General features: G+C 67.7%; 25 protein-coding genes and 1 tRNA gene. 14 read left to right on the forward strand and 12 right to left on the reverse strand.

Features of this window, described 5'->3' with window-relative positions:
* The first annotated feature begins 32 nt into the window (after positions 1-32).
* The 3 genes from yqeC to ptsP all read left to right on the forward strand — a co-directional run bounded on the left by yqeC (position 33) and on the right by ptsP (position 2909).
* Positions 33-785, forward strand: a complete 753-nt coding sequence (gene yqeC / locus ACNS84_RS15200; protein WP_435075709.1) for a selenium cofactor biosynthesis protein YqeC — start codon at positions 33-35, stop codon at positions 783-785.
* A gap of 112 nt (positions 786-897) precedes the next feature.
* Positions 898-1212 (forward strand): HPr family phosphocarrier protein, encoded by a 315-nt coding sequence (locus ACNS84_RS15205; protein ID WP_435075710.1) that lies wholly within the window; start codon positions 898-900, stop codon positions 1210-1212.
* Positions 1209-2909: a phosphoenolpyruvate--protein phosphotransferase gene (gene ptsP, locus ACNS84_RS15210; RefSeq protein ID WP_435075711.1), complete on the forward strand. Its 1701-nt coding sequence runs from the start codon at positions 1209-1211 to the stop codon at positions 2907-2909. The genes ACNS84_RS15205 and ptsP overlap by 4 nt, the downstream gene beginning before the upstream one ends.
* A 3-nt stretch (positions 2910-2912) precedes the next feature.
* Here the strand turns inward: ptsP and dhaM are convergent, their stop codons facing one another.
* Genes dhaM through dhaK form a run of 3 tightly spaced genes read right to left on the reverse strand, consistent with a single transcriptional unit; the run spans position 2913 to position 5058 of the window.
* On the reverse strand, positions 2913-3293 hold the full coding sequence (gene dhaM / locus ACNS84_RS15215) for a dihydroxyacetone kinase phosphoryl donor subunit DhaM (protein WP_435075712.1): 381 nt from the start codon (positions 3291-3293) through the stop codon (positions 2913-2915).
* Positions 3293-4060: a dihydroxyacetone kinase subunit DhaL gene (gene dhaL, locus ACNS84_RS15220; protein ID WP_435075713.1), complete on the reverse strand. Its 768-nt coding sequence runs from the start codon at positions 4058-4060 to the stop codon at positions 3293-3295. Before dhaL ends, dhaM begins: the two co-directional genes overlap by 1 nt.
* On the reverse strand, positions 4057-5058 hold the full coding sequence (gene dhaK, locus ACNS84_RS15225; protein ID WP_435075714.1) for a dihydroxyacetone kinase subunit DhaK: 1002 nt from the start codon (positions 5056-5058) through the stop codon (positions 4057-4059). Before dhaK ends, dhaL begins: the two co-directional genes overlap by 4 nt.
* A 228-nt stretch (positions 5059-5286) precedes the next feature.
* Between dhaK and ACNS84_RS15230 the strand changes: the two genes are divergently transcribed.
* The 3 genes from ACNS84_RS15230 to ACNS84_RS15240 all read left to right on the forward strand — a co-directional run bounded on the left by ACNS84_RS15230 (position 5287) and on the right by ACNS84_RS15240 (position 7049).
* Positions 5287-5946 carry a DUF998 domain-containing protein gene (locus ACNS84_RS15230; RefSeq protein ID WP_435075715.1) on the forward strand — a complete coding sequence of 220 codons (660 nt, stop codon included), beginning with the start codon at positions 5287-5289 and terminating at the stop codon, positions 5944-5946.
* Between the two features lie 154 nt (positions 5947-6100).
* Positions 6101-6874: an SDR family oxidoreductase gene (locus ACNS84_RS15235; RefSeq protein WP_435075716.1), complete on the forward strand. Its 774-nt coding sequence runs from the start codon at positions 6101-6103 to the stop codon at positions 6872-6874.
* 16 nt (positions 6875-6890) lie between these two features.
* A complete protein-coding gene (locus ACNS84_RS15240; protein ID WP_435075717.1) occupies positions 6891-7049 on the forward strand; it encodes a hypothetical protein in 159 nt (52 codons plus the stop codon).
* A gap of 217 nt (positions 7050-7266) precedes the next feature.
* Here the strand turns inward: ACNS84_RS15240 and ACNS84_RS15245 are convergent.
* Positions 7267-7340: transfer RNA gene (locus ACNS84_RS15245), tRNA-Ile, on the reverse strand.
* A 105-nt stretch (positions 7341-7445) separates the two neighbouring features.
* On the reverse strand, positions 7446-8108 hold the full coding sequence (locus tag ACNS84_RS15250; RefSeq protein WP_435075718.1) for an FxsA family protein: 663 nt from the start codon (positions 8106-8108) through the stop codon (positions 7446-7448).
* Positions 8109-8298: 190 nt separating this feature from the next.
* Here ACNS84_RS15250 and ACNS84_RS15255 point away from each other — a divergent pair, with 190 nt between their 5' ends.
* The 3 genes from ACNS84_RS15255 to ACNS84_RS15265 all read left to right on the forward strand — a co-directional run bounded on the left by ACNS84_RS15255 (position 8299) and on the right by ACNS84_RS15265 (position 10640).
* Entirely contained in the window at positions 8299-9012 is a 714-nt protein-coding gene (locus ACNS84_RS15255; RefSeq protein WP_435075719.1) for a DUF1405 domain-containing protein, read from the forward strand.
* Between the two features lie 159 nt (positions 9013-9171).
* Complete coding sequence (locus ACNS84_RS15260; protein WP_435075720.1) at positions 9172-10218, forward strand: hypothetical protein; 1047 nt, start codon at positions 9172-9174, stop codon at positions 10216-10218.
* A gap of 107 nt (positions 10219-10325) precedes the next feature.
* A complete protein-coding gene (locus ACNS84_RS15265; protein WP_435075721.1) occupies positions 10326-10640 on the forward strand; it encodes a hypothetical protein in 315 nt (104 codons plus the stop codon).
* 36 nt (positions 10641-10676) lie between these two features.
* Here the strand turns inward: ACNS84_RS15265 and engB are convergent, their stop codons facing one another.
* Positions 10677-11297 carry a GTP-binding protein EngB gene (engB, locus tag ACNS84_RS15270; RefSeq protein WP_435075722.1) on the reverse strand — a complete coding sequence of 207 codons (621 nt, stop codon included), beginning with the start codon at positions 11295-11297 and terminating at the stop codon, positions 10677-10679.
* A 319-nt stretch (positions 11298-11616) separates the two neighbouring features.
* Between engB and ACNS84_RS15275 the strand changes: the two genes are divergently transcribed.
* Positions 11617-13242, forward strand: coding sequence for a Na+/H+ antiporter NhaC family protein (locus ACNS84_RS15275; protein WP_435075723.1), 1626 nt, complete (start codon positions 11617-11619; stop codon positions 13240-13242).
* Positions 13243-13415: 173 nt separating this feature from the next.
* On the opposite strand, the gene ACNS84_RS15280 is transcribed toward ACNS84_RS15275, so the two are convergent.
* A complete protein-coding gene (locus ACNS84_RS15280; RefSeq protein WP_435075724.1) occupies positions 13416-14123 on the reverse strand; it encodes a DUF4013 domain-containing protein in 708 nt (235 codons plus the stop codon).
* A 142-nt stretch (positions 14124-14265) separates the two neighbouring features.
* Here ACNS84_RS15280 and ACNS84_RS15285 point away from each other — a divergent pair, with 142 nt between their 5' ends.
* The gene (locus ACNS84_RS15285; RefSeq protein ID WP_435075725.1) at positions 14266-15039 is read left to right on the forward strand and encodes a 5-formyltetrahydrofolate cyclo-ligase; all 774 of its coding nucleotides are present in this window, start codon (positions 14266-14268) and stop codon (positions 15037-15039) included.
* Positions 15040-15070: 31 nt separating this feature from the next.
* Here ACNS84_RS15285 and ACNS84_RS15290 read toward each other — a convergent pair whose 3' ends face one another.
* The 3 genes from ACNS84_RS15290 to ACNS84_RS15300 all read right to left on the reverse strand — a co-directional run bounded on the left by ACNS84_RS15290 (position 15071) and on the right by ACNS84_RS15300 (position 16961).
* Positions 15071-15271, reverse strand: coding sequence for a DUF8106 domain-containing protein (locus tag ACNS84_RS15290; protein ID WP_435075726.1), 201 nt, complete (start codon positions 15269-15271; stop codon positions 15071-15073).
* Positions 15272-15387: 116 nt separating this feature from the next.
* Positions 15388-16482, reverse strand: coding sequence for an archaeosine biosynthesis radical SAM protein RaSEA (locus ACNS84_RS15295; RefSeq protein ID WP_435075727.1), 1095 nt, complete (start codon positions 16480-16482; stop codon positions 15388-15390).
* Positions 16482-16961 carry a VanZ family protein gene (locus tag ACNS84_RS15300; RefSeq protein WP_435075728.1) on the reverse strand — a complete coding sequence of 160 codons (480 nt, stop codon included), beginning with the start codon at positions 16959-16961 and terminating at the stop codon, positions 16482-16484. Before ACNS84_RS15300 ends, ACNS84_RS15295 begins: the two co-directional genes overlap by 1 nt.
* Positions 16962-17243: 282 nt before the next feature.
* On the opposite strand from ACNS84_RS15300, the gene ACNS84_RS15305 reads away from it, so the two are divergent.
* From ACNS84_RS15305 to ACNS84_RS15315, 3 genes are all read left to right on the forward strand, one after another.
* A complete protein-coding gene (locus tag ACNS84_RS15305; RefSeq protein WP_435075772.1) occupies positions 17244-19181 on the forward strand; it encodes an aldehyde ferredoxin oxidoreductase family protein in 1938 nt (645 codons plus the stop codon).
* 64 nt (positions 19182-19245) lie between these two features.
* On the forward strand, positions 19246-19587 hold the full coding sequence (locus ACNS84_RS15310) for a DUF8066 domain-containing protein (protein WP_435075729.1): 342 nt from the start codon (positions 19246-19248) through the stop codon (positions 19585-19587).
* A gap of 62 nt (positions 19588-19649) precedes the next feature.
* Complete coding sequence (locus ACNS84_RS15315; RefSeq protein WP_435075730.1) at positions 19650-20018, forward strand: DUF8147 domain-containing protein; 369 nt, start codon at positions 19650-19652, stop codon at positions 20016-20018.
* Between the two features lie 30 nt (positions 20019-20048).
* Here ACNS84_RS15315 and ACNS84_RS15320 read toward each other — a convergent pair whose 3' ends face one another.
* Entirely contained in the window at positions 20049-20402 is a 354-nt protein-coding gene (locus ACNS84_RS15320) for an AzlD domain-containing protein (protein WP_435075731.1), read from the reverse strand.
* Positions 20399-21028 (reverse strand): AzlC family ABC transporter permease, encoded by a 630-nt coding sequence (locus ACNS84_RS15325; protein WP_435075773.1) that lies wholly within the window; start codon positions 21026-21028, stop codon positions 20399-20401. The genes ACNS84_RS15320 and ACNS84_RS15325 overlap by 4 nt, the downstream gene beginning before the upstream one ends.
* Positions 21029-21086: the final 58 nt, after the last annotated feature.

A 21086-nucleotide genomic window follows, 5' to 3' on the forward strand; every position in this document is an offset into this window, starting at 1 on the left:
CGCTTTCGCCCCCGGCGCCCGTCGGGTCGGGCATGGACGATGTCGTCGACGCCCTCGACGCGGCCGCGGGAACGACCTGTCTCGTCGGCGCCGGCGGGAAGAAGACGACCCTGTACGCGCTCGCCGACCGACTCGACCGCGCGGTGCTCACGGCGACGGTACGAATCCCGATATTCGACCGCGAGGTCGCTGCGGTCAGAGTGACGGACGACCCAGTCACGGCGATCGAAGCACTCCGCGAGACGGACAGTTCCGCCGGGGACGACGCGTTCCCGCTCGGACTGGTGCCGGAGCGCGAGCGCGACGACCGGTACCGCGGGTACGACACGGCCGTCGTCGACGAGTTGGCGGCTGCTCACGACGGACCGGTGCTGGTCAAGGCGGACGGCGCTCGGACTCGACTTTTAAAAGCTCCCGACGAGCGGGAGCCGCAGGTCCCGGCGGGCGCGGATCGCGTGATTCCGGTCGCGAGCGTCGCTGCCGTCGGAGAGCCGCTCACCGCGGAGACCGTACATCGACCTGAGCGGGTTGCGGCGATCACGGGCGCCGAACTGGGTGACGAGATCACTCCCGAGATGGTCGGCCACGTGCTCGCAGAGCCGCGAGGCGGTTTAAAAGACGTGCCGCCGGACGCGACGGCGATTCCCCTGATAAATGCCGTCGACGACGACGCCGACGAGACGACCGCGCGATCCGTGGCGAGAGTCGTCCACGAGCGCGCGGACGTCCCCCGAGTCGTGCTCGCGCGGATGATCGCGGGCGAGGTCGTCGACGTCGTCGAGTGAACTCTCCCTCACCGCCGTCGGCCGCGACCCTTGCAGTCTGACGGGGACGGTCGCTGAGAGCGGACCGTCGCGCGGACGCAGTTATATGACCGAGGCTCGCTTACCCGTCACCATGGAACGTACCGTAACGGTGGTGCCGAAGGCCGGCCTCCATGCACGCCCGGCCTCGAAATTGGTGCAGACAGCGACTCGGTTCGACGCCGACGTGTCGATCGGTCGCGCCGAGGACGGCGACGACGGACTCGTTCGCGCCGACAGCATGCTCTCGGTGAGCGGGCTAAACGTCGGCCAAGGCGAGTCCGTGCGCGTCGTCGCCGAGGGCTCCGACGCAGCGGACGCGCTCGACGCGGTCTGTGACCTGCTGACGTCGGCGGTCGACGACGAGGGGGAAGCGGGCGAGGACGACGCCGACGGTGAGCCGGCGTGAGGACGCTCACCGGCGTGGGGAGCACGCCGCTGTCGGGCGTCGGCACTGCGCGCTGGTACCGGCCCGAGGCGGATATGACGCTCCCCGACCGCACGGACCCCGCCGAGGTCGACGCGGACGCCGAACTGTCGCGGTTCGAGGCCGCCCGCGACGAGGCGCGCGAGGCCATCCGCCGCGCCCGCGACCGGACCGCCGCGCGCGTCGGCGAGGACGAGGCGGCGGTGTTCGACGCGCACGAGCAGTTCCTCGACGACCCGGAACTCGTCGGCGACATCGAGGCCGCCATCGCGGACAGCACCGTCGCCGAGCACGCCGTCGCCGACCGATACGCGGCCGCGATCGAACAGTTCGAGGGACTGGAGGGGCCGATGGCCGAGCGCGCCGACGACCTACGGGACGTCCGCGACCGACAGCTTCGATCCCTGCTGAACCTCGGCGGACTCGCGGACCTCGGTGACCTCCCGGACGGCACCGTGTTGCTGGCCGAGCGGCTCACCCCGAGCGACACCGCGGAGTTGGATCCGGACGCGGTTGCGGGGATCGCCACCGTCGCGGGCGGTCGGACCGCCCACGCGGCGATCATCGCGCGCTCGCTGTCGATCCCGGCGGTCGTCGGCGTCGGCGAATCGTTGCGTGACGTCGAAGACGGGGAGGATCTGCTCGTCGACGGCGAATCCGGACGCGTCGTCGTCGACCCCGACGCGGAGGCCCGCGCGGCGGTCGGCGGGGGCGAGACGGCGGTGATCGCCGAGCGCGTCGCGACAACCGACGGCCGAGCGGTCGAAGTGGCAGCGAATGTCGGGAGCGAGGCGGAACTGGCACCCGCCGCGGACCGTGGCGCCGACGGGATCGGGCTGTTCCGAACGGAGTTCCTCTTCCTCGACCGCGACGCGCCGCCGAGCGAAGACGAGCAGTACGGCGCCGTGACCGCCGCCCTCTCAGCCTTCCCCGACGACCGCGTGGTCGTCAGAACGCTGGACGTGGGCGGTGACAAACAGGTCCCGTACCTCGACCTCCCGAGCGAGACCAACCCCTTCCTCGGTCGCCGGGGGATCCGGCTCTCCCTCGACGAGCACCGCGACCTGTTCGAAACGCAACTCCGGGCGCTGTTGCGCGCCGCGGCGAGCGATCACGGCGACGGACTCGCCGTGATGTTCCCGCTCGTCTCGCGGATCGAGGAGGTCGACGCCGCCCTCGCGGCAGTCGAGTCTGCGGCCGACGACCTCGCCGCGGCCGGAGTCGACCACGCCGTCCCCGAACTCGGCGCGATGATCGAGACGCCGGCCGCGGTCTTCCTCGCCGACCGACTCGCCGACCGACTCGACTTCCTGAGCGTCGGGACGAACGACCTGGCGCAGTACGTGATGGCGGCGGACCGCGAGAACGACGGCGTCGCTGATTACCACGACCCCCTGCACCCCGCCGTGTTGCGGGCGATCGACCGAACCGCGTCTGCTGCGGCGGGGACCGACGCGTGGGTGGGAATGTGCGGCGAGATGGCTGGCGACCCGGAGCTGACGGAACTTCTCGTCGGGCTCGGGCTCGACGAACTCAGCATGAGCGCGGTGACCGCGCCGGCGGTGAAAAAGCGGGTTCGGGAGGTGGACTCGAACGCGGCGGAGGCCCTCGCCGACGAGGCGCTCGCGTGCGAGACGCGCGCCGAGGTCAGGGACGCGCTCGGTCTCGACCCGGAGTGACCGTCACAGCTTCTGCATCCCGCGGGCGGCCTCGGCCTGCTCGCGAACCGAGTCGAGCGTCGCGGACGGATCGGTCGCGGCGACGGCGGCGTTGACCGCGCCCTCCAACACGGGTGCGTCGGCGATGACGGCCTCCGCGTCGCTCAGTTCGACGGCGACGTCGGCGTTCATCACGGCGCTCCCCAAGTCGACGAGCACGACGACCCCGTCGCCGTCGTCCGCCTCGTCGATGGCGGCCTCTATCGCGTCCGGTACGGTACCGATCCCGCCCTGTCCGTCGCCTCCGACGGGTTCGAGACGGGTGTCGCCGGCCATCTCCTCGGCTACCTCGACGATCCCCTCGGCCGCGCGTTCGCTGTGCGAGACGACGACGAGACTGACCATCAGTCGCCGCCCCCTGCGGTCGGGTCGGCCTCCTCGTCCGCGGCCGCCCCCTCCCCGTCGTCCGGGATCGTCGGCGAGGTCGCGTCGACGTCGGGTATCTCGCTGTCGAGCGCGTCGGCGGCGGTCGCGAGCAGTTCCTCCAGGATGTACAGCGTGCTCGTCGCGCCGGGGTCCTGGTGACCGACGGAGCGCCATCCCAGGTAGGAGGCGCGCCCCTTCCTCGCCCGGATCGGGACGGTGAACGCGACGCCGCGATCGGCCGCGTCGACCGTCTTCGCGAGCGCCTCGAGCGGCGAGAGCCCGTCCGTCTCGATAGACTTCTTGAACGTGTGGACCGCGGGGGTGAGCGCGTCGACCATCGTCTGGTCGCCCACTCGAGCGTCGCCGCGATCCTCGACCTTCGAGAGGTAGGTCTCGGCGAACGCCACGGCGCTCTCGGCCGTGACCCCGTCGTCGAGGTCCGCGCTCGCAAACACGAGCGACCCGCCGAACAGCGGGCCGGAGGCCCCGCCGACCTCGGCCATGAGCGTCTTTCCAACCGTCTTGCAGACGGTCTGCGGGTCGGGGTCGTCGAGGTCGTCAGTCGCGTCGACGGCGGCCGCCCACCCGCGGGCCATGTTGCCACCGTGGTCGGCGTCACCGATGGCGGAGTCGAGCTCGGTGAGGTACGAGCGCTCGGCCTCGAGACGGTCCGCGACCGCTTCGACCGCTGCGACGACGGCCTCGCCGTCGCTCGTCGCCGCCGCCCCGTCTCCCTCCTCGGTCATTGGGTCTGGGTGAGCGCGGGGGTGTCGGCCGGCGCGCCGAACAGCTCCTTCAGCTCGTCGTCGACGGCACAGACGGTGATCGATGCGCCGGCCATGTCGAGCGAGGTCATGTAGTCGCCGACCCACGCGTCCCACGTCTCGAGGCCGCGGTCGCCGAGCACCTCCTGGAGCCGGCGGTTGACGACGAACAGCTCCATCTGGGGGGTCCCGCCCATTCCGTTGACGATGGTGAGCACCTCCTGGCCGTCGTCGAGGTCGAGGTCATCGAGGACGGCCTCGGTCAACGCGTCGGTAATCTCGTCGGCGCTCATCATCTCGGTGCGCTCGGTGCCGGGCTCGCCGTGGATGCCGATGCCGAGTTCGATCTCGTCGTCGCCCAGATCGAAGGTCGGCTCGCCCTTCTCGGGCGTGACACAGGAGGTGAGCGCGGTGCCCATCGTACCCACGTTGTCGATCACCTTCTCGGCGACGCGCTTGACTTCGGACAGGTCTGCGCCCTGCGCTGCCTTCGCGCCGGCGGCCTTGTGGACGAGTATCGTCCCGCAGACACCACGGCGTCCGGAGGTGTACAGCGAGTCCTCGACGGCGACGTCGTCGTCGACCACGACGCTCTCAACCTCTACGCCCTCCATCTCGACGAGTTCGATGGCGGTCTCGAAGTTCATCACGTCGCCCTCGTAGTTCTTGATGATCGCCAGGACGCCGTCGCCGGCGTCGCAGGCCTCGATCAGCGCCTCGAACTCGTCGGCCGTCGGCGAGGAGAACACGTCGCCCGCGGCGGCCCCGTCGAGCATTCCGTCGCCGACGTATCCGGCGTGGGTCGGCTCGTGACCGCTCCCACCGCCCGTTACCAGCGCGACCTTCCCATCGACCGGGGCGTCGTCGCGGACGACCACTTGGGTGTCCGGGAGTCGGCGGAACCGGTCCGGGTGCGCCGCTATCATCCCGTCGAGCATCTCGTCGACGACGTCGTCCGGATCGTTGATCAGCTTCTTCATGATCGACATGTATGTTTCTCTCAGACCTGTTAAACGTAGTGGGCCGGCGCCCGGTTCCGGTTCGATATCACGAGAGCCCGTCGGCGACGGACCCGACCCGTCCGTCGGAAACCAGTCACCGTCCGCTCGGCGTGCGGTCGGTCGCCACACCGCGACGGCCGACGATCAGCGACGCATCCGTTCCCCTTGTCGAAATAAATATGTTATTCAACTGAATAGTGGCTGCTGATGAACGAAAACACCCTCCGCTCTCGGTTCGGGTTGTCGAACCCGTCGATAGCGGGCTTCGGCCTGACGCTGTCGGGATTCATCGGACTCATGGGAATCATCACGGCGGAAGTTCTCTATCCGGAGTACTCGACGCGACAGGACATCAGCGACCTCGGCTCGACGCGCCCGCCCGACCCCGTGATCCACGAGCCGTCTGCGACCATCTTCAACACGACGATGCTGGTGACGGGGGCGATAGTGCTCGTCTCCGCGTATCTCCTCTACCGCGCCGCCGACCGCCGCGGATTCCCGGTCGCGCTCGCGGTGTTCGGGGTCGGCGCGTTCGGCGTCGGCGTGTTCCCAGGGAACGTGACACCGTGGCACGGCCTCTTCGCGCTCCTCACGTTCTTCGCGGGCGGCGTCACGGTCGTCCTCTCCTCCCGAGTCGTGTCTAGACCGTTCTCTCTGATCTGCGGGCTGTTCGGGGGAATCTCTCTGTTGATCCTTATCAGCGTGTTCTTCTTCGGACTGGTGCTTCGCGTCCCGCACCCGCTGGAGTTCCTCGGTGGCGGCGGCGTCGAGCGGTGGGTCGTCTATCCGCTGATCCTCTGGCTCCCCGCGTTCGGCGGGTACCTTCTGGCTACGGCTGACGACGCGACGACCGCACTCACCGACTGAGTGACGACCGAGGACGCCGCCCGGCGCGTTCACCCTGAAAACCCGCGAAAACGGGACGATCGCGATCGATACACCCACTGTCATTCTCGGTGGGGTCCGTCGATCACCGATCTAGACAACGCATTTATTATTTATGAATGAAACATACGCCAGTATGGCGTTACTCACAGACAAGACGGCAGTCGTCACGGGCGGCGCGAGCGGACTCGGCCGAGCGGTCGCCGAACTGTTCGCCGACCACGGCGCGGCGGTCGTCGTCGCCGACCTCCGGTCCGAGCCTCGTGAGGGCGGAGCGCCGATCCACGAACGAATCGCCGACCAAGGCGGCGACGCCGCCTTCGTCGAGTGCGACGTGACGCGCTACGAGGACTGCGTCGACGCGGTCGCGGCGGCCGAGGAGTTCGGCGGAATCGACGTGATGGTCAACAACGCGGGCATCGTCGGGCCGCAGACGCCGCTCGTCGACCTCGACTTCGACGAGTATCAGACCCTGATGGAGGTCAACCTTCGCGGCGTCTTCCACGGTTCGAAAGCCGCGGCCATCGCCATGCTCGAGCAGGGGAACGGCGGCAGCATCATCAATATGTCGAGCGTCGCCGGGATGCAGGGGTACGGGGGTATCACGCCGTACTCGGCGGCGAAGGGCGGCGTCAGGCTATTCAGCTACGCCCTCGCGAGCGAACTCGGCCCCGACGACATCAGGGTCAACGCGGTCCACCCGGGTGTGATCGAAACGGCGATGACGACAGAGGATTCCCCGACGGTCGGCACCGAAGAGGGCGAAAAGCTCAAGCAGACGATTCCGCTCCGTCGCTTCGGGCAGCCCGAAGACGTCGCGGGCGTCTGCGGCTTCCTCGCGAGCGACCTCGCGTCGTACGTCACCGCGGAGTCCATCGTCGTCGACGGCGGGAACTTGAACAGCGCGTGAGAACGCCCCTCGCCCCTTGAAACGGGCACTCATCGAGGGATGGACCGTCTGGGACACGCTCGGGCAACTCCAACAGCTCGGCGACCTTCCGCAGTCGTTCACGTTGGCCTCGTTCTTGGAGACCGGGGCGAAGCTGGCGAAACAGGACGTGCTCAAGATCGCGAAAGGCGAGTGATCGGCCCTTTGTTTTTAAGAGGTGTCGTAGCAGGATCGCCGCTGAAAGGGATCACGTATTCGGCCAGCGTCGGTGGGTGGAGAGCGGTGACTACCGGTTGGTTGTCAGTTCGGACTAGACGCTACAGCGACGTCTCTCAGGATGTAGAACGACGAAATTGGGTGGCTGGGGAGTCCCAGCCCACCAATCATTCGGGCGACCCCGAATTCAATTGAGGTGGGCCAACACGGATTTGAACCGTGGACCTCCCGGTTATCAGCCGAGCGCTCAACCTGACTGAGCTATTGGCCCAGGTGAGCGCATTCAAGCGTTGCGCGGGTAGGATTTTAAGGGTTTCCTTTCGCCATTCGCCCGCCGTCTCGCGGTTTCGACGCCCGTCGGGGCACCGTCTCGCGGTCAGTCGGTTCGCTTCGATTCCTCGTCTTCGACCGTGTAATCCACGTCGACCACGTCGTCGTCGTGGTCCGCGCCATCGAAGCGGTCATCGCCGGTCGTGGCGTCATCGTCATCGCCGTTCCCGCCAACGCCGCCGGCACCACCGGCGCCGGGGAAGCCGTCTGAACCGTTGCCGTCGAATCCGCCCGGGCCGAAGCCGCCGCCGCCCATCGTGAAGCCGGCCCCGGTCCCGTCACCGTCTCCGGGGAACCCGCCGATGTACACGTTGCCCGACGCGAATCCGCCGGTCTCGCTGTCGAGGTACGGCATCACGATGTACTTCTTGACGGCCATCCGAATCGGGACCCGCGACAGCGGGAGCGCGAGCAGGAATCCGACCGCGTCCGTGACGAGCCCCGGCGTGAGCAGGAACGCGCCGGCGGCGATCAGCAGGCCGCCGTCGAGGAGTTCGTCGGTCGGCGGTTCGCCGCGGGCGAGCTTTCGCTGGACGCGTGCGAGCGTCGCCCGGCCCTCGGCGCGCAGGAGCAGCATGCCGAGCACGGCGGTCAACACGACCAGCGCGACCGTGACCGCCCATCCCAGTCGCGTCGCGACTACGATCAGGAACAGCGCGTCCACGAGGGGGACGACGAGTAACAGCGCGAGCAGCGTACGCGGGCGCATATCACGGGGATTCCCACCGGGGACTCATAGCCCTTTTCGTCCTTCCGGAACCGACGCCCCGGTTCGGAGGAACGGTGCCCCGAAAGCTTGGCCCCACTGGAAGCGACGCGCTCTCCGACTCGCTCCCGTCGACTGCAAACGATCGAACCGCGACCGCCACGGCTTTGAGCAGCGGGTCCGACCGCAGCGTATGGATCTCGTCGGCGCGCTCGGACGCGACCCCCCCGAGAGCGAATCACTGCCCCGGTGGGTCGCGCCGCTCCCGAAGGCGCTGGAAGACATCGCCTTCCGGTTCGTGTGGGTTATCGTTCTCATCAACCTCGTCGGCACCGCGTTCGGCTTCTGGTACTACCGATATCAGTTCCAGACGGTGCCCGTCGAGATGTGGGCGTTCGTCCCAGACAGCCCGGGCGCGACGCTGCTCATCGCGCTCGCGCTTGCGGCGTGGGCTGTCGGGCGGTCGAGCGACACCCTCGCGACGCTCGCCTTCTTCGGGAACATCAAGCTCGGGCTCTGGACTCCGTACGTGCTCGTCGTGTTCGCGCCCCGGTTCATCGAGAGCTCGGGCCCGCCGCTGTACGCGTTCCTCCTCGTGAGCCACCTCGCCATGGTCGTCCAGGCGTTCGTCCTCTACCGGATCACGACCTTCCCGCCGAAGGCGGTGGCGGTCGCGACCACGTGGTACACGGTCGATCTTATGATGGACTACTTCACGCCCGTGATCGGCGGCGTGACGCACACCTCGTTGCCGTACGCCGACGCGAGCCCGTGGTTCACGACGACCGTGTTACAGGTCGCGGCCGCCGGCGCGGTCGCGCTCACCGTAGTCCCGCTGTTCTGGACGCTCGGGACGCACGTCGAGACGCTCCGCGCTCGGCACGGGCGCGACGAAGGCGGGTCCTGACCGGGAGTCCCTCGCGGTCTCGCCGCCCCGCCGGCCAGACACGCGGCACGAACGCGACGCGCTTGAAGCGCTATCGGGACGCGGGCGCAGCGAACCCACACCCCGATTGCACCGCTATCGCGTCCCTCATTTAAGTTCGCCCGGCACGTTATCCGTTCCATGTCCGTCTACGACCGGATCGCGGCGCTGTCCGTGACGATCGAGTCGGTGAGCCGACGTCGGTACACCGGCGCGACCACCAGCGGGTTCGAGCGCACGACCACCGAGTTCCGGCTGGCCGGCGACGGCGTCGTCGGCCGCGGCGAGGACGTGACGTACGAGACCGCCGACCACGACGCGCTCGTCGGAACCGACCCCGTCGACATCGAAGGGGAGTGGACCATCGACGAGCTGTCGACGCACCTCGACGACGTGGACCTGTTCGCGCACGAGCCACCCACGCAGGAGTACTTTCGAAACTACCGTCGCTGGGCGGTCGAGAGCGCTGCACTCGATCTGGCACTCAGACAGCGAGACGAGTCGTTCGGCGAGTATCTCGGCATCGAAGCGTCGCCCGTTCGGTTCGTCGTCTCCACGCGCCTGGGCGACCCCCCGACGACCGACCGCGTCGAGGAACTGCTCGAACTCGACGACGAGTTGGAGTTCAAACTGGACCCCACCCCGGATTGGCCCCAGGAGGCGTTCGTGACGCTCAGAGAGACCGGCGCCGTCCGGATCCTCGACCTGAAGGGCTGGTACGAGGGCACCGACGTCGACGTCGAGGCGGATCCCGAACTGTATCGCGACGTGTTCGCGGCGTTCCCGGATGCGATCGTCGAGGACGCCGCGTTCACGCCGCAGACGAATCCCTTGGTAGAGCCGCAGGCCGATCGACTCTCCTTCGATTACCCGATCGACGGCGTCGAGAGCCTGGAGTCGCTCCCGGTCGTCCCCGGCTACTGCAACGTCAAACCCTCTCGGTTCGGCACGCTCGAATCGCTGTTCGAGACGATCGCCTACTGCCAAGACGAGGGCATCGACCTGTACGGTGGCGGCCAGTTCGAACTCGCCAGCGGGCGGAACGCGATCCAGACGCTCGCCGCCCTCTTCTACCCCGACGCGCCGAATGACGTGGCCCCCCGCCCGTTCAACGACCCCGAAGCGTCGCCGCCGTACCCGAAGAGCCCGATCCGGCCCGCTCGCAACACCGTCGGCTTCGAGTTCTGAGACGGCGCGGGACTGTCTGCTGTCGGTCTCTGGGGCTCCGGTCGGTCAAACGCCCGTTTGACCCTTGGACAGGAATATGGCGCTGGTCGTCGATACTGTCGCTACCAATGCTTCGCTCACTTCGCTTCGGCCACGTCCTCGTCGTCCTCGGCGTAGGGATCGCACTGTTATCCGTCTGGACCGGCGGTGCGACCGATCGGGGCTGTCCGATCGACGGTGTCGCGTACGACCTCGTCGGGATCCACCTTGCAGGGGCTTCGGTCACCGAGATCGACCTCGCCGCGGGGACGCTCGAGTGGTACGACGGCTGCAACTGGCACACGAACTCGCTCGTTCCGGTCGCGGTCGGCGGTGTCGTCTCGACGGCAGGGGTTTTAGCGCTCTGGCTCAACGGCGCTGCTGTGCCCGAGACGAAGGAGTGAGTCGACCGCGGGGACGAGACGTTATTTAAAACCCAGTTACGAGACGAACTTCAGCAGGTCGTCGCGGTTGTGTTCGTGGAAGCGCGTCCGGAGGCACTCTTCCAGCGCCTCAATATCGCCGCGCTTCGCACACATCGGCGCGATACGGTCCGACCACTGCTGCCACGGCGGGTAGAGTCCGAGGCGGTCGCAGATCTCGTCGAGTCGCTCGTCGAGGTCGTCGATTTTGTCGGTCTTGTTGACGGCGACGATGGGCTCGACCCCGACGTCTTCAAGGAAGCCGTACATCTCCACGTCGTGGGGAATGTTCCCGCGCTCGGCGTGGCGGTCGATGATATCGACCGCGGCCTTCCCGTCCATCACGACGACGCCGGCGAGGATCGAGTCGGCGTTCTCCTCTAGATAGTGGACGATGTTCGTCTTAATCGCCTCGCGGTGCTCCTCTTCGACGCCGGACATGAACCCGAACCCGGGCAGGTCCGTGAACATGAACCCCTCGCTGGCCCAGTCGAAGTGGTTCGGCTGGCGGGTGACCCCCGGCTTGCCGCCGGTCGAGAAGTCGTGTCCCGTCAGCTCGCGCATCAGCGTGGACTTGCCGACATTCGATCGTCCCACGAGGACGACCTCGGCGTCGCGGTCGGGCCGGTCTTCGAACATACCCGTACGTGGGCGGCTGAGCGGTTTAAAAGGCGCGTCGTCGCTCGGGGCGAAAAGCGGTTATGACGCCACTAGGAGGCGTTGTTTCCCGAAATGTGAGATTAAACTTATAAAAAGCACGATATTTTTATATACTCTGGTTCAGTGTGGGTCACCGTATTATGGCAATAGTACTGAGGGCTCGTGACCGTCGTACCGGCCCGACGAAGCCGACGAAAACCCGCGTCGACGCCCTATCTGGGCCTCGACGAGGGCCGCGACCGTCCGTCGGGGACCGCGCGTCCCCGTCGTCCGTCGCAGATCACACGAGGGTAGGCGCATGACGGGGGCCGAGACGTTCGGCGCCATCTCCCTGGTTCCGCCGCTTCTGGCGATCGTGCTCGCGATGGTGACGCGGAAGCCGGTCCTCTCGCTGTTCCTGGGAATCTGGTCCGGCGGCATGATCCTCACGTCGAGCCACGGCGTGGTGCAGACGCTGGACTGGCTCGTCAACTCGATCGGGGCGAGCACGTTCAACGCGAAGATCATGCTGATCGTGTTGTTCCTCGGCGCCGGCGTCGCGCTCATCTGGCGGCTCGGCGGGGCGAACGCCCTCGCGAACGCGGTGACCTCAAGGCTCAATACCCAACGAAAGGTCGGCGCGGCGACGTGGATCTTCGGCATGATTTGGTTCTTCGACGACTACTCGAACACGGCGATCGTCGGTACCACGATGCGGGAGATCTCTGACGAAGTGAATATCTCTCGGGAGAAACTCGCGTACATGATCGACTCGACGGCCGCGCCCGTCGCGACGTTCGGCATCTCGAGTTGGGTCGCGTATCAACTGAGCATGATCCAAGAGGGGTACGAAGCCGCGGGCGTCTCCGTCGAGGCGGGAGAGGTCCCCAGCGCGTTCGCGCTGTTCTTACAGAGTATCCCGTTCAATATGTACTGCCTCTTCGCGGTCGTGATGGTCGGGATCATCGTGTTCTCCCGCCGTGACTTCGGCGAGATGCTCGACGCCGAGCACCGTTCTGCCACGGAGGGGAAGGTCCTCCGTGACGGTGCCATTCCGATGCAGAGCGCCGAAGACAGCCTCGGAGAGGTACTCACCGACTCGCCGCAGCTCCGGTACTTCCTGGCCCCGACCCTCGCTCTGATGGTGACTGTGGTCGGCGGCGGTTTCTACACCGGACTCAACGCGTCGGAACCCGGCGCGGGACCGTTCGAGATCGCCGGCAATGCCGCGTTCGTCGACGCGCTCCTGTGGGGGACCTTCATGATGGTCGCCGTCGCGCTCACCTTGGGCGTCGCGAGCGGTATCGCCAACCTCGACGAGGCGATGGAGACCGTGATCGACGGCTTCAGCATGATGCTGACCGCGCTCACGATCCTCGTGATGGCGTGGACGATCGGCACCGTCACCACCGCACTCGGCACGGGGATCTTCGTGACCAACATCGCGGAGAACTTCGTCACGCCCACGCTGCTCCCGGTCGTCGTGCTGCTGGCGTCCGCGTTCATCGCGTTCTCGACGGGCACGTCCTGGGGGACGATGGCGATCATGACGCCGATCGCGGTCCCGCTGGCGTGGAGCGTCGGCGGCGGCACGCCGGCGCTGCTCCCGGTCGCGATCGGGACCGTGTTCAGCGGCGCCATCTTCGGGGACCACTGCTCGCCCATCTCCGACACGACGATCCTCTCGTCGACGTTCACGGGGTCCGACCACATCGATCACGTCCGCACTCAGATGACGTACGCCGTCACGGTGCTGATCGTTGCCGCGCTGCTGCTGACGGTGTGGGGCGCCACCCGGATCACGCCGCTGGTGCTGCTCCCGATCGGCGTGGTGACCCTCGTCGGTCTGGTGTACGTGCTCTCCGAGTTCGACGCGAACCGGAAGGGCGTGGAGGCGACCCGCAGGGTTCGCATCAGTAGCCGGTCGACCACCGACGACGACTGAGCGGAGCGTCGTTCCGAGCGCACGGTCGTCCTGAACGTGCGGGCGAAAGGACTCGTGCCCGCACGCCGGCGATCGGCCTACTTTTTTCACAGTTAGAACGCGTCGGGAGGGCAGACCGAGTCGAAACCGGCCCGCAGCGACGGCCGAGTGGGAGTCGTCGCGTTTCGATAGCCTCAGACGGTCACGCTCGCGTCGTCGCCGGTGCCCGCGCCGCCGGCCGGGCTCTCGACGCGGTCGTTCACGGTCGCGAACGCCGTACCGAACATCCGGAAGACGGCGACCTGCCCGTAGAACTGAACGAACGGGACGAGCAGCAGTCCGACGACGGTGACGGCCAGCACTGCCGTGGCGATCCAGATGACGATGGCCACGACGATGGGCATGAGCACCGCGACGAGGTACTCGGTGCTGAACAGCGCCGGCTTCAGCAGGTCCGGGTCGAACGCAGCGCCCAGTTCCCCGCGGGCCGCGTACGCCGACAGGGCGGCCGGCACGGCGTAGTAGACGAGGAACAGCACCGGGATGAACGCCAGCGTCAGCAGCACGCCGACCACGCCGATAAGCGCGCCGGCGTCCCCGCCGATCGCGCCGCCCGTCCCGCCGACGACGGCGATGACGACGCCGTACACGACCATCGGGATCACCGTGTACGCAAAGGCAATGATGGTCCCGATCACGCCTTTCATCAGCAGGTCGCCCCAGTCGGTGAACTCCGGCGGCACCTCGTCGCCGCCGATCGTCTGCTCGAGGACGCGCACGAGGTAGCCGACGATGAGGAACGCCGGGACGATGAGTATCGAGAGGAACCCCAACACGCCGCCGATGACAATTCGACCGATCCAGTCGCCGCGTATCGGATACGAGAATCCGTCTTCCAACATACGCCAAATCAACACCGATCTGATATATAAACGCGGCGGTAGTTCACGCCCGAGCGGGGGCTGTGGCGGGAGAGATCCCCGGTCGCTCGCCGCTCCGATCCGCGTTCGGGGCTTACTTGTCGTCCCCGACCCACCCGTCGACATGGATAAGCAGGCCGTCCGCGACGCCGTGTGGGACGCGTTCGAGACAGGCGATCAGGCTCGGTTCCCGTTTCCGCCCCACGGTCGGATCCCGAACTTTGCGGGCGCGGACGCGGCGTGCGAACGCTTGACCGAGACCGCCGAGTGGGCCGCGGCCGAGACGCTCAAATGCAATCCCGACGCGCCGCAGCTACCGGTCAGGCGCGCCGCGCTCCGCGCGGGCAAGACCGTCTACGTCGCACAGCCACGACTACGTGACCTGGACCCGTTCCTCCGACTCGACCCGGACGTGATCGCTGCCGACGCCGAGGCCACCGTCGACGACGCCACCACGGTCTCCGGCATCTCGACGCACGGCACGCCCGTCCCGCCCGAGTCGGTCCCCCACGTCGACCTCGTGGTGGCCGGCTCCGTCGCCGTCGCGACCGACGGCGCGCGAATCGGGAAAGGCGAGGGGTACAGCGACCTGGAGTGGGGAATGCTCCGCGAACTCGACGCGGTCGACGACGCGACGACGGTCGCGACCACGGTCCACGAGCTATCCGTGATCGACGGGCCCGAGTCGGCAGTCGCAGCCGAGGGGGGCGGCTCGGCGTCTTCGCTGCCGGTTCCTGACGCGCACGACGTCCCTCTCGACCTGATCGTCACGCCGGAACGGACGATTCGGACCGAGACGCCGTTCGAGCGCCCCGCCGGAATCGACTGGGACGCCCTCGACGACGAGCGACTGGATGAGATTCCGGTGTTGGCAGCGAGGGCGCCGGGGAGAAAATAAGGGGGTCAGACTGCCGAGGGCCGACGACCGATCAGTCCGCCTTCGGCGACGGCGCGGACCGCTCCGTGCGGTGGTCGGCGACGTGGCCGCACTCGGGACAGACGATGGTACGCTCCTCGCCGTCGCTGACGACGAGCCATCCCTTCGAGACGGGGTTCTGGAAGCTGCACTCCGCACAGAAGAGGACCGACTTCCGCGAGGACGACCGGAGATCGCTGGCGACTGCGTTCATATCATCGTTAGCATCCCGACGTATATGGGTCTTGTTCGACCTGATCGTTCGGGTAAAACAACCGTTTGGCGCTCTTGCGCTCGTATTCGATCTCTATGGAAATTCTCTGGAAATTCCTACCGCGCCAGCGGCATGTTATAGCTCGTCTCCGCCTCCATTACGTGCTCCCACGTCGCCTCGCACTCGCAGGAGACCTGCTCGAAGACGCTCGGGTCCTGTCGCTTGTCGAAGTCCTTGATGGCGGTCTGAACGCGGTCGTCGCACTCGCCGCAGTTGTGCGCACCCCGGTCGGAGCCGTGCCCGACGGGATCCGAGACGACGATTGCGTCGACGTCTGCCGTCGCTTCGAGGACGTGGGCGACCGACCAGAGCCACGGCGGCCGGTAGCCACCCCGGAAGAATAGCTCGTCGACCATCGTGTACCGCTGGACGTTCGTCGGGTTCATCGAGACGGTGTGACAGCCGTCGACGTCGGCGCAGCGCCGGATCGAGTCGATCATGTCCGCCGCGGCCTCCGGCTCCGCGAGGAAGGGGGGCTTCATCAGGAGGTACGCCTTTATCCCCACGTCCGCGTCGAACTCGCCGTCGGCGTCGGCGGCCTCGGCGCAGGCGTCCTCGAAGTCGGTGAAGTCGAAGTACTTGTTCACGCAGTCGTGACGGACCCGGTCGGTGGCCGTCTCCAGCCCGACGGCGACGTCGGTCGCGATGCCGTGGTCGGCGAAGTCGCCAATCTTCTCTCGACTGACGAAGTCGGGCAGCGACTCGACCACGATCCGGCTCCGGTCCGCGAACGTCTCGGCGATGGCTCGGCGCGTCTCCGCGGGCACCTCGCGCTCGTCGAGGAAGGACCCGGAGGTGTAGATTTTGATCAGTTCGGCGGGGGCGTCCGCGTTCTCCGCCTCGTGGTCGAGACACACCTCGATCTGGTTCATCAGGGCCTCGTGGCTCACGCTGCCGCCCTCCACGGACTCGGCGACGTAGCCGCACATCGTGCAACCGCCGGCGCGGGCCCACCGACAGCCGCCGGTATTCAGGATAATCGTGAGAGAGTTCACGACGCCGTCGGGCGTGTTGTCCTCGTCAATCCACACGCGGGTCGGCTGCGTCGGGTCGTACGTCTCCGAGCGCTCGGCGCGGATGTCGCGCATCACGGCGTTGTGCGCGTCCATCCCGCGCCCCTGCTCGTACGCGTCGGGGCTCGGCTTGCTCATTACCGGAGGGAACGGCCGAGCGCGTAAAGCCGTGTCGTCATCGCAGACGCGCCCGCGCCGACGACCGCACCAGCAGCGTTGACGGCGACGTCGCCCCACGAGAAGGACCGCCACGGAATCGGCGCCTGCACGAACTCGACGCCGAGACCGAACGCCGTTGCGGTGACCGCCGCCACCGCAACCGTGATAACTTGCCCGCGATCCGATCCCGCCGCGCGGACCAACAGGGCAGCGAGCACCGCGTAGCCGACGAAATGGAATGGAGCTGTGACCCCGACATCGGCCGGAAGCGCGTCACCGAGTTCGCCGCCGCTCCCGCCGCTCGCTACCGAGGAGCCGGTCGGGCCCGGAACGATGGACGCGACGAACGCGACGACCGCGAACGCGACGGCGACGGTCCCGCGCCGTAACGCTCCGGGGCCGCTGTCGATCTCGACGTGGTCGGGGTCGCTTCGCGGCCGACGTTCGGTCTCCGTCACACTCTCGGTTTCGGCTCGCGGGAAGTTAGGGCTCACGACGCGAGTGCGGACCTCCTGACGCGAGCGGGCTCCTAAATTCGATTCGGCTCGGTTGCACGGTTCGCCTCTCGTGACCGTCTCGCACCGGATTTGGTTACGGTGCGCGTATCGTCCCCGCGGCGGCGACGCAACGACAATCTGCCCCCGAATTAATGAATGGCAAATGGGATGTAACCGGTATCGGGTACGCCGAGAGGTGAACATCTAACACGATACAGTCCGTCTATAATGAACGAGCATTACATGACTGAAATGGGTGGCTACAGAGACCGAGTTGCACAGGTCGATCTCGGCGACGGAGCGGTTGAGTACCGCGGGATCGACAACGAAGACGCAGAGAAGTACATCGGCGCGCGCGGGCTTGGCGTCAAATACCTCTTCGACGCCGGCCCGGACGTCGATCCGATGGGGCCGGACAACCGCCTGGCGTTCATGACGGGTCCCCTGACGGGAACTCAGACCGTAATGAGCGGCCGTATCGCGCTGGTAACGAAGTCCCCCCTGACGGGGACGGTCACCGACTCGCACCACGGCGGCTGGTCCGGTGCGCGGCTCAAGTGGGCCGGTCTCGACGGCATCCTCCTCGACGGAAAGAGCGAGGACCCCGTCTACCTGTTCGTCGAGGACGGCGACGTCGAAGTCCGTGACGCCTCCCACCTCTGGGGCCAGGGCGTCCACGACACCATCGACGCCCTCGGCGAGGAGGTCGAGGGGTCCGTCGGCAAGAACCTCTCCGTGATGGCGATCGGCCAGGGCGGCGAGAACGGCGTCCGGTACGCCTGCGTCATCAACGAGGACGACCGCGCGTCCGGCCGCGGCGGCACGGGCGCCGTGATGGGCTCGAAGAACGTGAAGGCGGTCGTCGTGAAGAGCGGCACCGACATGCCGAAGCCCGCCGACCCGGAGACGTTCCAGGAGGGCTACCAGCAGGCGATGGAGGTCATCCGCGAGTCCGACGTCACCGCGCCCAACGAGGGCGGGCTCTCGATGTACGGCACCAACGTCCTGATGAACGCGACGGAGGAGATGGACGGCCTCCCGACGAAGAACGCACAGCACACCTCGACGGAGGCGTACAGCGAGGCCGACGGCGTCGACCTCGACGTGCAGGCCGAGCGCGTCTCCGGCGAGAACGTCCGCGAGAACATCCTCGTCGACGAGCCGACGTGTCACTCCTGTCCGGTCGCGTGTAAGAAGGAGGTCGACGTCGACGTCGTTCACAAGGGCGAGGACCTGAACGTCCGCATGGAGTCGTACGAGTACGAGTCCGCCTGGGCGCTCGGGCCGAACTCCGGCCACGACGACCGCGACGAGATCGCGGTCATGCTGGACCGGTGTAACGACCTCGGCATCGACACGATCGAGGCCGGCAACATGATGGCGATGGCGATGGAGATGAGCGAGGAGGGCAAACTCGACGACGTCGGCACCCTCGACTGGGGCGACTCCGAGACGATGATCGATCTCCTCGACGAGATCGGCCACCGCTCCTCCGACCTCGGCGACCTCCTCGCGGAGGGCCCCGAGCGCGTCGCCGACTCGAAAGACGCACACGGCAACAAGCTCTCCGTGAAGGGCCAGACGATGGCCGCCTACGACCCGCGCTGCATGAAGGGCATGGGGATCGCGTACGCGACCTCCAACCGCGGCGCCTGCCACCTGCGCGGCTACACGCCGGCCGCCGAGATCCTCGGGATCCCGGAGAAGGTCGACCCGTACGAGTGGGAGGGCAAGGGCGAGCTCACCGCCACCTTCCAGGACCTGCACGCGGTGTCGGACTCGTTCGACATCTGCAAGTTCAGCGCGTTCGCGGAGGGGATCGAGGAGTACGTGCTCCAGTACAACGGCGTGACCGGTCGCGACCTCTCCGAGGACGAGCTGTTCGAGGCCGGCGAGCGGATCTACAACCTCGAACGCTACTACAACAACCTCGTCGGCTTCGACGGCGCGGACGACACGCTGCCGAACCGCTTCGTCGAGGGGCATCCGGACGCCATCCCCGGCACGGGTGCGAGCGAGGACGAACTGGTCGAGCTCGACCAGATGAAAGCCGAGTACTACGAGACGCGCGAGTGGATCGACGGCGTCGTCCCCGACGAGAAGCTCGCCGACCTCGGCATCGACATCGGTCCCGGAACCGGCGTCTCCGCGGGCGACTCCGCGGCTCCGGCCGACGACTGAACGGTCGCGTCGCGACCGCAGACTCGCGTCCGTTTTTTACCGTCTCGCGCCGATAGCGGTACGCATGGCGTACGACCCGCTTTCCCCATCTGAGGCCCTCCGCACGCGGACCGGAACCGCCCTCGCCGGAACCGCGCTCCTGATCCTCCTCTACTCGGTACTGATACTCGCGCAGGTCCTGCTCGGGACCGTCCTCGCGGTCGGACTCACCGTCGGGCTGTACCTCGCCTACCGGACGTTCGCCGCTCTCGACGCGTTCGCCGACGCGGCGCAGCGGATCGCCGCGGTGCGCGAGCGCGAGGTCGAGCAGGGGTCTCGGTTCGGCTCCGCGACCGGGCGCGAGGAGTCGTCCGCGGCGGATCGGTCCGCCGACCGCTCGGACCGAGTCAGCGAGCGCGAGCGGTAGCCGTCTCGCAGACCGGGAACACGGCGCGATATTTAAGCAATGAGCCGTCGTCTCGCCGCGTGATGAACGCACGCCCCCTCGCCGCGATCGGCGTCGCACTGACGACGTTCCTCGTCGTCGCCGCGGTCTTCACCGAGGCGCTCGCGGCCCGGATCGCCTTCTCCGCGCTCGTCGGGCTCCCCGCGGGGATCGCGGCCGGGGCCGTCGCGGGTGCGGCGGTCTGGACGCGCCTCTGGCGCTCGCCGCGAGTCCGGCCGGCGCTCCTCGCGGTCGCCGCGTTCGGCTACGCGCTCCTCGCGGCCGCCGCGGTTTCGTACGCCGTGCCGCCGGCACGCGGTCTCGTGAGCGTCGCGACCGCGGTCCCGTTCGCCGGCCTCTGCGCGGTCGCGGTCGCGCTCATCGCGCGTCGATACGCGGAACGGATCGAGTGACAGGCCGGAATCGGCCCCCGCCCGCGCTCCTCACGCGAACACGACGAACCGGAACAGCCACAGCGTCGTCATCCCGGCCGCGATCGTCGCGAACACGTTCTCGGTGCGCCACGCGACCGCGCCGGCGACTGCGCCGGCGATCAGCCGCTCGTCGATGAGCGTCGCGGCGACCGTTGGCTGCAGGGTCACCAGATCGGGGAGGACGAGCGCCGCGAGGACCGCCGGGGGAACGTACCGCAGAGGGCGCGTGATCCGATCGGGCACCTCGTCGATCCGACCGAACAGGTGGATGAAGGAGAGCCGGAACCCGTACGTCGCGATCCCGATGAGCACGATGGCAATCCACACGCGAGCGGACCCCGCGACGGGTGGCGCGCTCGTCATTCGCCGACCGCCTCCGTCAGGAGGCCGACGACGATACCGGTGATCGCCCCGACGAGGAGCCCGAGATTCAGGGGAAGCCCGACCGCGACGACGGCGACCGCGCCCGCCGAGACGCCGGCGGCAGTGGTGGGACGGTCCTTCATCGCCGGGACGAGGAGCCCGAGGAACACGAGCGGCACCGCGAAGGTGAGTCCCCACGCCTCGGGGACGCCCGCCCCGACGACGACGCCGACGACCGTGCCGATCTGCCAGACCACCCACAGCGACGCCGCGGCGCCGAGGTAGTAGCGCCACCGACTCCGGTCCGGGTTCTCGTCGTACTCCGCGACCGAGAGCGCGTACGCCTGGTCGGTGAGCAGATACGCGAGACCTGCCCGGAGCCGTCGCCCGTAGTCGGCGAAGTACGGCGCGATGGACGCCGAGTACATCACCATCCGGAGGTTGATCACGACGGCCGTCCCGATCACGACCGCGAGCGGAGCGTTCGATCCGAGCAGATCCAGCGCGGCCAACTGAGAGGCACCGGCGAACACGATCACGGACATGCCGACCGCCTCTGCGAGCCCGAGGCCCGCGTCGACCGCGGCGATACCGGCGACCAGCGCGAACGGGACAATACCGAGCATCAGCGGTGACACGTCGCGCACCCCGGCCCGGAAATCGGCGGCGGTACGGTCGGCGTCA

Source organism: Halorubrum wangae (genome assembly GCF_051194135.1).
GTDB lineage: Archaea > Halobacteriota > Halobacteria > Halobacteriales > Haloferacaceae > Halorubrum.